Source organism: Pseudoclavibacter terrae, assembly GCF_008831075.1.
Classification (GTDB): domain Bacteria; phylum Actinomycetota; class Actinomycetes; order Actinomycetales; family Microbacteriaceae; genus Pseudoclavibacter; species Pseudoclavibacter terrae.
Window position 1 is genome coordinate 583171 of sequence record NZ_WBJX01000001.1, and the last position, 13025, is coordinate 596195.

At 68.9% G+C, this 13025-nt stretch carries 15 protein-coding genes; 14 read left to right on the forward strand and 1 reads right to left on the reverse strand.

From position 1 onward, the window contains the following. Positions 1-63: 63 nt before the first annotated feature. Positions 64-243, forward strand: a complete 180-nt coding sequence (locus F8O03_RS02680) for a PspC domain-containing protein (protein WP_151422269.1) — start codon at positions 64-66, stop codon at positions 241-243. Here the strand turns inward: F8O03_RS02680 and F8O03_RS02685 are convergent. Then, positions 227-961: an alpha/beta hydrolase gene (locus tag F8O03_RS02685; protein ID WP_167516448.1), complete on the reverse strand. Its 735-nt coding sequence runs from the start codon at positions 959-961 to the stop codon at positions 227-229. The two genes, F8O03_RS02680 and F8O03_RS02685, sit on opposite strands and share 17 nt — an antisense overlap. 31 nt (positions 962-992) lie before the next feature. Here F8O03_RS02685 and F8O03_RS02690 point away from each other — a divergent pair, with 31 nt between their 5' ends. The 13 genes from F8O03_RS02690 to F8O03_RS02750 all read left to right on the forward strand — a co-directional run bounded on the left by F8O03_RS02690 (position 993) and on the right by F8O03_RS02750 (position 13024). After that, the gene (locus tag F8O03_RS02690; protein ID WP_151422271.1) at positions 993-1529 is read left to right on the forward strand and encodes a DUF4916 domain-containing protein; all 537 of its coding nucleotides are present in this window, start codon (positions 993-995) and stop codon (positions 1527-1529) included. A 27-nt stretch (positions 1530-1556) separates the two neighbouring features. Beyond that, positions 1557-2093: an EVE domain-containing protein gene (locus tag F8O03_RS02695; RefSeq protein ID WP_151422272.1), complete on the forward strand. Its 537-nt coding sequence runs from the start codon at positions 1557-1559 to the stop codon at positions 2091-2093. Positions 2094-2184: 91 nt separating this feature from the next. After that, complete coding sequence (locus F8O03_RS02700) at positions 2185-2874, forward strand: GntR family transcriptional regulator (protein WP_244295857.1); 690 nt, start codon at positions 2185-2187, stop codon at positions 2872-2874. A 150-nt stretch (positions 2875-3024) separates the two neighbouring features. Further along, a complete protein-coding gene (locus F8O03_RS02705; protein ID WP_151422273.1) occupies positions 3025-4224 on the forward strand; it encodes a branched-chain amino acid ABC transporter substrate-binding protein in 1200 nt (399 codons plus the stop codon). Positions 4225-4281: 57 nt separating this feature from the next. Then, on the forward strand, positions 4282-5172 hold the full coding sequence (locus tag F8O03_RS02710; protein ID WP_068479389.1) for a branched-chain amino acid ABC transporter permease: 891 nt from the start codon (positions 4282-4284) through the stop codon (positions 5170-5172). Between the two features lie 4 nt (positions 5173-5176). Beyond that, positions 5177-6307, forward strand: coding sequence for a branched-chain amino acid ABC transporter permease (locus F8O03_RS02715; RefSeq protein ID WP_104254074.1), 1131 nt, complete (start codon positions 5177-5179; stop codon positions 6305-6307). Then, the gene (locus F8O03_RS02720) at positions 6304-7305 is read left to right on the forward strand and encodes an ABC transporter ATP-binding protein (RefSeq protein ID WP_151422274.1); all 1002 of its coding nucleotides are present in this window, start codon (positions 6304-6306) and stop codon (positions 7303-7305) included. Before F8O03_RS02715 ends, F8O03_RS02720 begins: the two co-directional genes overlap by 4 nt. Then, complete coding sequence (locus F8O03_RS02725; protein WP_104254072.1) at positions 7302-8012, forward strand: ABC transporter ATP-binding protein; 711 nt, start codon at positions 7302-7304, stop codon at positions 8010-8012. The genes F8O03_RS02720 and F8O03_RS02725 overlap by 4 nt, the downstream gene beginning before the upstream one ends. A gap of 87 nt (positions 8013-8099) precedes the next feature. Next, a complete protein-coding gene (locus F8O03_RS02730) occupies positions 8100-9284 on the forward strand; it encodes an NAD(P)/FAD-dependent oxidoreductase (RefSeq protein WP_151422275.1) in 1185 nt (394 codons plus the stop codon). Further along, on the forward strand, positions 9281-9559 hold the full coding sequence (locus F8O03_RS02735) for a (2Fe-2S)-binding protein (protein ID WP_151422276.1): 279 nt from the start codon (positions 9281-9283) through the stop codon (positions 9557-9559). Before F8O03_RS02730 ends, F8O03_RS02735 begins: the two co-directional genes overlap by 4 nt. After that, entirely contained in the window at positions 9556-11040 is a 1485-nt protein-coding gene (locus F8O03_RS18495) for an FAD/NAD(P)-dependent oxidoreductase (RefSeq protein WP_151422277.1), read from the forward strand. Before F8O03_RS02735 ends, F8O03_RS18495 begins: the two co-directional genes overlap by 4 nt. After that, on the forward strand, positions 11037-11978 hold the full coding sequence (locus F8O03_RS02745) for a dihydrodipicolinate synthase family protein (protein ID WP_104254068.1): 942 nt from the start codon (positions 11037-11039) through the stop codon (positions 11976-11978). The genes F8O03_RS18495 and F8O03_RS02745 overlap by 4 nt, the downstream gene beginning before the upstream one ends. A gap of 38 nt (positions 11979-12016) precedes the next feature. Further along, complete coding sequence (locus F8O03_RS02750) at positions 12017-13024, forward strand: proline racemase family protein (RefSeq protein ID WP_151422278.1); 1008 nt, start codon at positions 12017-12019, stop codon at positions 13022-13024. Position 13025 lies beyond the last annotated feature (1 nt).

Below are 13025 nucleotides of genomic sequence, written 5' to 3' on the forward strand. Positions count from 1 at the left end.
GGACGATCATTCAGCCGTGATGGGTGAAGCTGGGTGCACCACATTCTGAAGGAGTGATCTCACATGAAGCGTCTTGTCCGCCCCCGCCGGGGCCGCATGATCGCCGGTGTCTGCGCGGGTATCGCGCAGCGATTCGGCTGGTCGCCGTTCGTCGTCCGCCTGCTCACCGTCCTGTCAATCCTCATCCCGGGCCCGCAGGTCATCATCTACCTGGCGCTCTGGCTGCTCATCCCGAACGACTAGCGACGGTCTGGGACGAGACCTGGCCGAGCACCCGCTCGAGGAACGCCGCCATGAGCGGCAGCTCGGTCTCGGAGACGGCGTGACCGAGGCCCGCCTCGACGTACTTCTCGACGTCGGCGTGGGCCTCCAGCCATGCCCCCGTGTGCTCGACGGCGAGCGCTGGGATGACGGTGTCGGCGTCGCCGCGCCCCCAGAAGACGGGCGGACGCGACTGGGCGAGCTCAGCATCCCCCGGCAGCGTGCCGACGGCGACGAGCCCGGAGATCAGGAGCGCGCCCGCGAACGACCCGGGTCGCTGACGGAGCGCCTGCATGGCGACGATGCTGCCCTGCGAGTAGCCGAGCAGGGCGATCGGTGCACCCGAGGAGAAGACGCCGAGCCCGTCGAGCAGCTCGAGCAGCGCTGACGCCGCGTCGTTCGCGCCGCGCTCGAGGCCGAGCTGCGCGTCGGCATCGACGGCGACTTCGCCGGTCATCGGGTCGGCGAAGCGCAGCGGGAACCACTCGCGTCCGCCCTCCGGCTGGACGTGCGGGGCAGGGACAGAGACGTAGCGGTAGTCGTGCGGCAGCTGGCCGGTGAGGCTCAGGATGTCGGTGCCGTCCGCGCCGTATCCGTGGAGTCCCACGACCAGCGGGGCCCTGCTCGTGGCCGCCGTCTCGGCGTCGCCGCCGCGCCAGAGGAGTGTCGTGGGGTCGATACCTGTGGATGCAGTGCTCACCCGGGAAACATACATGGTCCACAATGGGGTCATGACGGTGCGCACTCCTGATCCTGAGTCCGGCTGGATGAACGACGACGAGCTCGCGCTCGTCAGGCGTCGCGTGCCGATGCTGTATGTCGAGGCCATCCCGGTGCGTGTCGACGCCGCGGGGAAGGTCGAGCATCTCGGCGTGCTGCTGCGCGCGGACAACCAGGGCGTCATGACGCGTTCGTTCGTCTCGGGGCGGGTGCAGTACGGCGAGTCGATCAGGGATGCGCTGCTGCGCCACCTGGAGAAGGACCTCGGCACGATGGCGTTCCCCGCGCTGCCGCAGGCGCTCGCGCCGTTCACGGTCGCGGAGTTCTCGCCGATGCCGGGCTCCGGCCTGTTCGATTCGCGGCAGCACGCGGTGGCGCTCGAGTTCATCGTGCCGGTCGCGGGGGAGTGCAACCCGCGCCAGGATGCGCTCGAGATCACGTGGCTGACGCCGCAGCAGGCGCTCGACCCCGACCTCCTCGAGGAGCTCGAGGGTGGGCGTGGCCATGTGCTGCGCACTGCCATCGGTCACCTCGGCCTCTGGCCCTAGCCTCGGCCCCTGCCGGGCTCCGCGCTCATGGCCATCCGCTACTGGCTCGTCGTGCAGCCCTTCGATCGTGCCCTCGCGATGGTCGAGGGCGGTTTCGTGCAGGCCCCCTGGGGTGCGCTCGAGAGGGTCGAGCAGATGCGCGTGTCCGACGGCGTGGTCATCTACTGCCCGCGCGAGGTGAACCCTGACGGCGAGCCCATGCGCAGCGTGGTGCAGGCAGGGTACGTGCTCGACGATGAGCCGTACCGTGCTGGCGGTCGGGGCTCGTCGCCGTGGCGGCGGGAGGTGCAGTGGATGCGCGAGGCGCGACCCGCGCCCATCCGTCCGCTGCGGGAGCTGCTCGACCTGACGCGCAACGACAGGTACTGGGGTGAGCGATTGCGAGCCGGCTGGCTGGAGCTGTCCCGTCGCGACTTCGAGATCTTCGAGGATGCCGTCAGACGGCCGTCGCCCGAGCCGAGTGCGTTGGGGATGGGCCTCATTCGCGACACCGGCCTCGGTCGGGCTGCGGAGTCATCCGGGGTCGAGCGGGACGCTGAGGACCCGTACGCAACCAGGTTCTGACGGCGCAACCGCCGAACATGTGACACATTAGTGAGTGGGCGTGATGGACACCGCTGAGGTGAGCTTACGCGTCTCGACCACAGTGAGCTCGATGAACGGGGTGCCCATGATCGACGCGTTGGACTTCAGGCCGGCCGCGCAGCAGTCGAACCTGCGAGCCACGATCGAGGACTCGGTCGCCGCGGCCATCGTGTCCGGCGGGCTGGCGGCGGGGACCCTCGTCTCCGTGCCGGCGCTCGCGGCACGCTTCGAGGTCTCGGCGACTCCGGTTCGCGAGGCCATGCTGAACCTCGAGAAGCTGGGCTTCGTGGAGCCCGTGCGGAACAAGGGCTTCCGCGTCACGCACGTCTCTGTGGAGGAGCTTCGGCAGATCGTCGAAGTCAGGCAGATGCTCGAGGTGCCCGTCGTCCGGGAGCTCGCTGCCGATTTCCCTGATGCACCCCGGACCGAGCTCCGTGACCTGGCGACACGGATCGATGCCGCGTCGGCGGCAGGCGACCTGCCTCTGTATCTCGCTGTCGACATCGAGTTCCACGAGCGGCTGCTCAGTCTGTCTGGCAATGCCCGGCTCGTGTCGATCGTGACCGCGTTGCGGCGACAGACGAGGCTCACGGGGCTTACCGAGATGCTCGGGTCCGAAGAGCTCACCGCTTCGGCGCGCGAGCACGCCGACCTCCTCGTGCTGCTCGAGGCCGGCAAGGCGGATGAGGCTGCCGAGCTCATGCACCGCCACATCGGCCACGTCGTCGGCTGGTGGGCTGGCCTACCCGAAGAGGCTTAGCAAGCCCTCCACACAGCGAAACACTTTGTAACAACTGTGTTTCAAGGGTGTTGAAAGGTCTTCTGCGGTCGTCCGCCGAACAGTAATGTGTGACATCCCATCACCGGAGATGGTCCGGCGATTCTGACGTCTGTTCGGAAGGAACTCACCATGACTGCACGTCGTTCCACCAGCCCTCGGGGTGCTGGCCTCTGGAAGAGGGTGCTCCTGCCTGGAGCCCTCCTCGCAACTGCCGCACTGGCCCTGACCGGATGCTCCGGAGGTGTCGCCGGAGGTGGGGACACCGCGTCCGAGGACGGACCGATCAAGCTGGGACTCGCGGCCCCCTTCTCGGGATCCGAGTCGGCCTTCGGCCCATACATGGAGAACGGCGCGAAGATGGCGATCGACGAGCTCAACGAGGCCGGTGGCGTCCTCGGCCGCCAACTCGAGCTGGTCACCGCCGACGACGCCTGTGACGCGACGAGCGCTACCGCCGCGGCGAACAAGCTCGTCACCGACGGGGTCGTCGCCTCGGTCGGCGGCTACTGCTCCGGAGCGACGCTCCCGACGCTGCCGATCTTCAACACGGCCGAGATTCCCATGGTGATCCCAGCGGCCAACTCGAACCAGCTCGTCGCCGCCGGCCTCGACAACGTGTTCCTCATCAACGGAACCGGCACCCAGCAGGCTCAGGCCATGCTCACGTACGCCGAGAAGCAGGGCGTGAAGACGCTCGCGCTCGTCGACGACAACACGGACTACTCGACGGACCTCGCGAAGTCCGCCTCCGAGCAGGCCAAGGAGCTCGGCATCGAGGTCGTCCTCGAGGAGTCCGTCAACGCCGGTGAATCCGACTACGCGGCCAACGTCAACAAGGTCGTCTCGGCGAACCCGGACATGATGTATTGGACCGGCTACTACCAGGAGGGCGGCCTGATCACGCAGCAGCTGCGTGCCGCCGGCTACACGGGCAAGGTCATGGTCGCCGACGGCTCGGTCGACGCGAAGTTCGCTGAGATCGCCGGCAGCTCCTCCGAGGGTGTGCTCGGCACGTTCACGCAGACCCCAGACATGCTCGAGGGTGCAACCGAGTGGATCGACGCCTACACCGAGAAGTTCGGTGCGGCCCCCGGCCCGTACTCCACGCAGAGCTACGACGCCGTCCGCGTCGTCGCCCAGGCGATCGAGGATGCAGGAAGCACTGAGGGGCCCGCGGTCATCGAGGCGCTCAACGCGCTCGACGGCTTCGACATCTTCTCCGGCCCCCTCACCTTCACGGAAGAGGGCACGCTCACCGAGGGCGGATTCGCCATCGTCACCGTCGGACCCGACGGCACCTTCATCCTCGAGGATGACCTGAAGAGCTAGTCAGCCACGGCGGGCGGGGAGGGAACTCCCCGCCCGCTTCTGCAGTCAGGAACCACTGTGATTCAACTCATCATCGACGGGCTCTTCGTCGGATCCTTCTACGCGCTCGTCGCGCTCGGGTACAGCATGGTGTACGGCATCATCAAGCTGCTCAACTTCGCGCACGGCGACGTCTACATGGTCGGCGCGTTCGCCGGCCTCACGATCTTCTCGGCCTTCTCCGGCCTCGCCGGGGGCGGCATCCTCTCGATCCTGCTCGTCATGCTGCTCGCGATGATCTTCACGGGCATCCTCGGCGTGACGATCGAGCGGGTCGCCTACCGTCCGCTGCGCTCGAGCCCTCGACTCGCGGTGCTCATCACCGCGGTGGGCATGTCGTTCATCCTCGAGTACGGCGTGCGCCAGATCTTCGGGCCCGACCCGAAGGTGTACCCGACGCGTCTCGAAGGCGAGACGCTCGACCTCCTGGGCGGCCGCATCACGATGCCGCAGATCGTCATGATGCTCGTCGCGGCCGCCCTCATGTTCGGCCTCAACACCTACATCATGCGCTCGCGCGACGGGCGAGCCATGCGCGCCATCGCGCTCGACCCCACCGCCGCGCAGCTCATGGGCGTCAACGTCAACAAGGTCATCTCGCGCACCTTCTTCATCGGCTCCGCCCTCGCAGGCGCCGCCGGCGTCATGGCGGGTGCCTACTACGGCACGATCGACTTCCTCGCGGGCTTCGTCATCGGGTTGAAGGCGTTCACCGCAGCCGTCATCGGCGGCATCGGGAACCTCTACGGCGCCATGCTCGGCGGTCTCGTGCTCGGCCTGCTCGAGGCGTTCGGCACCCACTGGCTCGGCGGCGAGTGGCGAGACGTGTTCTCGTTCGCGTGCCTGATCCTCTTCCTGTCCTTCAGACCGACCGGCATCCTCGGTGCCCGCGTCGTGGAACGGATGTGACCCCATGACCGACATCAGACTCCAGGCGCCAGCGCCCACCGTCGAGCGGCCCACGCCGCGCACCGGCATCCGGAACCCGAAGACCTTCATGAACCTCGTGGGGCTCGTGCTGTTCCTCTTCGCCTTCCTGCTCCCGTTCATCAACGCGACGCCGTACGTCATCTCCATCGGCACATCCGCGATGATCTACATCATGCTCGCGATGGGCCTCAACATCGTCGTCGGCTACGCGGGCCTCCTCGACCTCGGCTACTACGCCTTCTTCGCGGTCGGCGCGTACACGGCGGGCGTACTCAACACGCTGCTGGACATGCCGCTCATCGCGACGATCCCGTTCGTCATCGTGGCGTGCATCCTTGCCGGGCTCATCATCGGCGGGCCGACGCTGCGCCTGCGCAGCGACTACCTCGCGATCGTCACGCTCGGCTTCGGCGAGATCATCCGGCTCACCGCGAACAACCTGGAGGTCACGGGCGGACCGTCGGGCATCTCCGGCATCGACACGTTCGAGTTCTTCGGCTGGTCGTTCGCCGACGGCCTCACGGTCGGCGGCATCGAGTTCAACGGCAAGATCCTGCTGTACTTCCTCTGCGTCATCATCGCGGGAGGCGCCGCGATCATCGCGGCCTCTCGGCTCGGCAAGGGCAAGATGGGTCGCGCCTGGCGCGCCATCAAGGACGACGAGGACGCCGCAGAGGCGATGGGCGTCAACACCTACACGACGAAGCTCGGCGCGTACGTGCTCGGCGCGGTGTTCGGCGGCCTCGCCGGCGTGCTCATGGCGGCCCACCAGACGGCCATCAGCCCGACCTCGTTCGTGTTCCTCAACTCGGCGCTGCTGCTCATGGCGGTCGTGCTCGGCGGCATGGGCTCGATCCCGGGCGTCATCGTCGGCGCCCTGCTCGTCTCGCTGCTGCCCGAGATCCTCCGCGACTTCTCCGACTGGCGCTTCCTCGTCTTCGGCGTGCTGCTGGTGGTCATGATGATCTTCCGGCCGCAGGGCATCTGGCCGGCGACCGCCATCCTGCCGTTCCTCAAGTCGCGGGCCAAGGGCGAGCCGCCGTCCCCGAAGGACGGGTTCTCCGCCCATGAGGCGCCGGATGCCAACATCGACCTCTCGAAGGAGCAGGCATGAGCCAGGGTTCAGGCACGGGCGAGGTCTACGGGACCGCGCCCATCGATGTGCCGAAGACGGAGTCGGTGACCGCGGTCGCCGAGGAGTTCAGGCGGGCGCACGAGGGGGAGCCGCTGCTCTCCGTCCGCGACCTGCGCCTGCAGTTCGGTGGTGTGAAGGCCGTCGACGGCACGTCGTTCGACGCCTACGCGGGCGAGATCATCTCGGTGATCGGCCCGAACGGGGCCGGCAAGACGAGCGCGTTCAACTGCATCACGGGCTTCTACCGGCCGACGTCGGGCACGATCACCTTCGACGGCGTCGACATCATGCGCAAGCAGCCGTCGTCGATCACGCGCCTCGGGCTGAGTCGCACGTTCCAGAACGTGCGCATGTTCCGCGACATGTCGGTCATCGACAACGTGAAGACCGCCATGCACGCGCGCATCCGGCAGAACGTGTTCCAGACGATGCTGCACACGATCGGCTACAAGAAGATCGAGGCGCAGGCGCTCGAGGACGCGCGCGGCTGGCTCGACTTCGTCGGCTACTCGCTCGACGACGACCTGCTCGCGTCGCAGCTGCCCTACGGCGAGCAGCGGCGCGTGGAGATCGCCCGCGCGCTGGCCACGCAGCCCAAGCTGCTGCTGCTCGACGAGCCCGCGGCCGGTCTCAATCACAACGAGAAGCAGGAGCTGATCGCCCTCATCCGCAAGATCAGGGACCTCGGGGTCGGCATCGTGCTCATCGAGCACGACATGGGCCTCGTGATGGAGATCTCCGAGCGCGTGATCGTGCTCAACTTCGGCCGGGAGATCGCCGACGGCCTGCCGGAGGACGTCAAGAACGACCCGAGGGTCATCGAGGCGTACCTGGGGGTCGAGGACCCGGAGGACGAGGTCGCGGAGGAGGTCGCCGAAGAGCGGCTCGATGCTCCCGGACGGCCACGCGCCCTCCACGACCGGATCGACGAAGCGGACATCGCGGAGCAGGGCTCCGCGGGGGAGGAACGGTCATGAGCGCTGAACTCGAGGTGAAGGACGTCGACCTCTTCTACGGGCGTGTGCAGGCGCTGCGGGGGCTGTCGATCGAGGTGAACGAGGGTGAGGTCGTCTCGCTGCTCGGCAACAACGGTGCTGGCAAGACCAGCACGCTCACGATGCTCTCCGGGCTCGCCAGAGCAAAGAGCGGCACGATCACCTGGCGCGGCAAGGACATCTCGAGCGCCAAGCCGTGGGACCTCGTGCGCGACGGGCTCATCCACGTGCCTGAGGGGCGTCGGATCTTCTCGACCATGTCGGTGCACGAGAACCTCCTGCTCGGCGGCTACCAGGTCAAGGACCCGAAGGTCGTGGCCGATCGTGTCGAGGAGTGCTACGAGCTCATGCCGCGGCTGCTCGAGCGGCGCACGCAGCAGGGCGGCACCCTCTCGGGTGGCGAGCAGCAGATGGTCGCGATCGCGCGAGCGTACGTCGGCGGCCCGAAGCTGCTGCTGCTCGACGAGCCGTCGATGGGACTGGCGCCGCTTGTCGTGAAGCAGGTGATGGAGCTCATCGGGCGCATCAACGAGCGTGGCGCGACGGTGCTGCTCGTCGAGCAGAATGCGCGGGCGGCGCTCAAGGTCGCGCACCGCGCGTACGTCATCGAGCACGGGCATGTGACACTCTCCGGGCTCGCGTCCGATCTGGCGAAGGACAAGGCGGTCATCGAGGCCTACCTGGGCTGACCACGACCTGGCCCGTCCCGGATGCGGGGCGGGCCAGGCTTGCACGACCAACTGGTGTGTGACATATTACTGTGATGGAGGTGCGGGATGAGCAGCTACGACGTCGTCGTGATCGGCGGTGGCATCGTGGGCGCTGCCTGCGCGGCTGAGCTCGCCGGCCGAGGCCGGCGCGTGGCGCTCGTCGAGCGCGGTCGCGTCGCGAGCGGCACCAGCGCGCACTGCGAGGGCAACCTCCTCGTCTCCGACAAGGGGCCCGGCGCCGAGCTCGAGCTCTCGAAGCTCGCGAACGCCGCCTGGTCCAAGCTCTCGGGCAGCTTCCGCGAGGAGCTCGGCGACGACTTCCCAGACATCGAGTTCGAGGCCAAGGGCGGCCTCGTCGTCGCGACGACCGATGGGGGAGCGTCCGCGCTCCTCGACTTCGCGGCCACGCAGCGCACCGCCGACGTCGCGGCCGAGCCGGTCACGATCTCCGAGGCGCGCAGGCTCGAGCCGTGGCTCACCGATCGCATGACCGCAGCCGTCTGGTACCCGGGCGACAGCCAGGTGCAGCCGACCATCGCGACCGAGGCGCTCGTCGCCCTCGCGCACCTGCGCGGGGCGAGCATCCTGGAGCACCACGAGGTGACGGGCGCCCTCCGCGACGGCGGCAGGCTCGTCGGCGTTCGCACGACTGCGGGAGACGTGCACGGTCGTGACGTCGTCGTCGCCGCCGGACCCTGGTCGGGTGAGGTGTCGGCGCTCCTTGGCGCACCGCTGCCCGTCCGGCCGCGACGGGGCGTTGTGCTCGTCACGGCGAAGATGCCGCAGCGGGTGTTCCACAAGGTCTACGACGCCGACTACGTCGGTGCCGTCGGTTCCGGTGACGTCGCCCTCATGACCTCGAGCGTCGTGGAGTCGACACCGGGCGGCACGGTGCTCATCGGCTCGAGCCGCGAGCAGGTGGGCTTCGACGACGCGTTCCGCGCCAATGTGCTGAGCGAGCTCGCGAGGAAGGCCATCTCGATCTTCCCGTTCCTCACCGAGACGGCGATCATCCGCAGCTACTCCGGGTTCCGCCCGTACATGCCCGATCACCTGCCCCTCATCGGTGCCGATCCACGACTTCCGGGTCTGTGGCACGCGACGGGCCACGAGGGGGCCGGCATCGGCCTCTCGCTGCCAACGGCCACGCTCATCGGCGACCTTATGGACGGGGCGCCGACGCAGATCGACGCCACCCAGTTCGCTCCGTCTCGACCGACCCTCGCCGCCGAGTTGGAGGCCGTCGCATGAGCGAACGTGCAGTCCGGGGCGACGGGGTCGAGAAGCCCGTCCGCATCACGGTCGACGGCGAGCCCGTCGAGGGCATCGCGGGGCAGAGCATCGCGGGTGTCCTCCTCGGCTCCGGCCGCGTCGCCTGGCGCGAGACGGCGGTCGCGGGCAGGCCCCGCGGACTGTTCTGCGGCATCGGTGTGTGCTTCGACTGCCTCGTCACCGTCGACGGGGTTCCGGATGTGCGCGCCTGTCAGCGACGCGCGTGCGACGGGGACGAGGTGAGCTCGCAATGACCTCGACGCAGCGTGGACGGCGCCACGTCGCCGTCGTCGGCGGGGGACCAGCTGGTCTCGCGGCCGCAGTGGCCGCAGCCGAGCACGGCGCCCGCGTGACGCTCATCGAGTCGGGTCGCGAGCTCGGCGGCCAGTACTGGCGACACCTGCCGGGCGAGCGCGACGGTCACGGTCAGGCCGTTCTGCACCACGGCTGGTCGACCTACCAGGACCTTGAGCGTCGAGTTCGCTCGACCCCCGACATCACCGTGCTGGCCGAGACCAGCGTGTGGGCCGTGGATGCGCCGACTGCGGCGGGTCACGGTGCCGGCCTCGGCATCCCGACGCTCCAGCTGCTGACCGGTCCTGCGGATGCCGCGACACGCGTTCCGTCGACGCTCGGGCCGGACGCCATCGTCATCGCGACCGGTGCCCACGACCGCACCCTCCCGTTCCCGGGCTGGGACCTGCCCGGGGTCTCCACGGGCGGGGCTGCCCAGGCCTTCGCGAAGAGCGAGCGCATCGCGGTCGGCGGCAACGTCGTCGTCGCGGGTGCCGGCCCGTTCCTGCTGCCCGTCGCTGCGTCCCTCGCGCAGGTGGGTTCGCGCGTCATCGAGGTCGTCGAAGCCAACCGCATCCCGCGCCTCGCCTCCGGCTGGCTGCCCAGGCCGTGGCAGCTGGCCGGTGCGCCGGGCAAGGTGAGCGAGCTCTTCGGCTACGTGGCAGGTCAGCTGCGTCACCGCATCCCGTACCGCGTCGGCGAGGCCGTCGTGGAGGCGCACGGCGACGGCCGAGTCGAGCGCGTGACGATCGCCAGCGTCGACGCCGAGTGGCGGCCGATCCCGGGTAGTGAGCGGCAGGTGGCCTGCGACGCCGTGTGCGTCACCCACGGGTTCACGCCCCGCCTCGAGGTCGCGATCGCGGCCGGCTGCGCGCTGGGCGATGACAGATTCGTGGTCATTGACGAGTCGTGCGCGACGAGCGCGGGAGGCGTCTACGCGGCCGGGGAGGTGACCGGCATCGGGGGCGTCGACCTCTCGCTCGCGGAGGGGCGAGTCGCGGGGCACTGCGGCGCCGGCGGGTCGTCCAGGGACGCTCAGGTCAGCGACGCTCAGCGCAAGCGCGCGGTCTTCGGCGCGTTCGCCGCGCGCATCGATGCCGCCCATGGAGTGCGCCCGGGCTGGCAGGACTGGCTCCGCGACGACACGATCGTGTGCCGATGCGAGGAGGTCACCGCGGGCCAGCTCCGCCGGAAGGCTGCCGCCACCGGCTCACGCAGCCTGCGCTCCCAGAAGCTCGCCACCCGCGCCGGCCTGGGCATCTGCCAGGCACGCATCTGCGGCCGCAGCGCCGAAGAGCTGCTGCAGGCCGCGACAGGCTCAACCGGTGAACTCGACGAGGGCATCGTCGACCGCCGCCCCATCCAGACCCCCATCCGGCTCGCAGAGCTGGCAGGCATCTCAGAAGAGCAGCATCCCCTGACAGGAAGGCAAGACCCATGACCGAAGCAGCTTCCACGCACCTCGACCTCGGCGGCGTCGTCGTCGCGACGGCCCTCCCATACAAGGAGGACGCCTCGGCACCCGCCGGACTCGCCGTCGACTACGACGCGTACGCCGAGCACTGCAACTGGCTCATCGAGAACGGCTGCCGGGGTGTCGGCCCGAACGGCTCGCTCGGCGAGTACTCGTCCCTCACCGACGAGGAGCGACGCAAGGTCGTGCAGGTGGCCGTCGAGACCGTCGGCGACCGCGGCATCGTCGTCGCGGGCGTGCACGGACCCGGCTGGCACCAGGCCCAGCACTGGACGCAGCTCGCGAAGGAGGACGGCGCCCACGGCGTGCTCTGCCTCCCGCCGACCATGTACCGCTCGGCGGACGCCGACGTCGTCGAGCACTTCGCGAAGGTCGCGGAGGTCGGCCTGCCCGTCATGATCTACAACAACCCGCTGGACACGAAGGTCGACATCACGCCGAACCTCGTCGCCGAGATCGCGAAGATCGACGGCATCGTCGCCGTCAAGGAGTTCTCCGGGGACGTGCGGCGCGCGTTCGAGATCCAGGAGGCCTGCGAGGCGGCCGGGTCGAGCATCGACATCATCGCGGGCAGCGACGACGTGCTCTTCGAGCTCATGATCGACGGCGCGACGGGCTGGTTCGCGGGCTACCCCAACGTGTTCCCCGCGGAGGCCGTCGCGATCTACGACAACATGGCCGCTGGCCGCTACGTCGAGGCGCGCGAGATCTACAAGAGCCTCATCGCCGCCTTCCGCTGGGACTCGCGCCCGGAGTTCGTGCAGGCCATCAAGCTCGGGATGGACATGGTCGGCCGCAACGGCGGGCCCTGCCGTCCGCCGCGCGCGGCGCTCACGCAGGCCATGGAGGCGCAGGTGCGCGCCGACACGCAGCGCGCCCTCGACGCCCTCGCCGCCCTCCAGTAGGTTCGCACCTTCCACTCCACAGCCTGAGGTCAACTGACATGCGAGCATCACGAGTCATCTCCGCCGTCGACTCCCACACCGAGGGGATGCCGACCAGGGTCGTCACGGGCGGAGTCGGGGTGATCCCCGGCGCGACCATGAACGAGAAGCGCCTCTACGTGCAGGAGCACCGTGACGACCTGCGCACGTTCCTCATGCGCGAGCCGCGTGGGCACTCCGCCATGAGCGGGAGCATCCTGCAACCGCCGACGCGACCCGACGCCGACTTCGGGGTCCTCTACATCGAGGTCTCCGGTCTGCTCCCGATGTGCGGGCACGGCACGATCGGGACAGCGACGGTGTTGGTCGAGACGGGGATGGTCGAGGTGCAGGAGCCGGAGACGGTGATCCGGCTGGATACGCCGGCCGGCCTCGTGATCGCTCGTGTGGAAGTGTGCGAAGGACGCGCTGTTAGCGTTACCATCGAGAACGTGCCCAGCTTCTGCGAACGCCTCGACGCCGTCGTCCCGGTGCCGGAACTCGGCATCGACGCGCTCCGGTACTCGCTGGCGTTCGGCGGGAACTACTACGCCATGGTCGACCTCGACGACCTCGACCTCCCGTTCGACCGAAGCCGCAAGGATGAGATCCTGCGCGCCGGCCTCGCCATCATGGACGCGATCAACACGCACGACGCGCCCCGGCATCCGACGATCGAGGGCGTCGACCACGTCCACCACGTCGAGTTCATCGCGCCGGGCTCCGACGCGGTCCACTCGCGGCACGCCATGGCGATCTACCCCGGCTGGTTCGACCGTTCCCCGTGCGGCACCGGCACGTCCGCACGCATGGCGGAGCTGCACGCCAGGGGCGAGCTGCCCCTGCACACCGATTTCGTCAACGAGTCGTTCATCGGCACGAGCTTCACGGGCCGGCTCATCGACGAGGTGCAGGTCGGCGACCGCGCGGCCGTGATCCCCACCATCACGGGTCGCGCGTGGATCACCGGCATGGGCCAGTACCTGCTCGACCCGACAGACCCGTTCCCCGCAGGTTTCGAATTCTAGA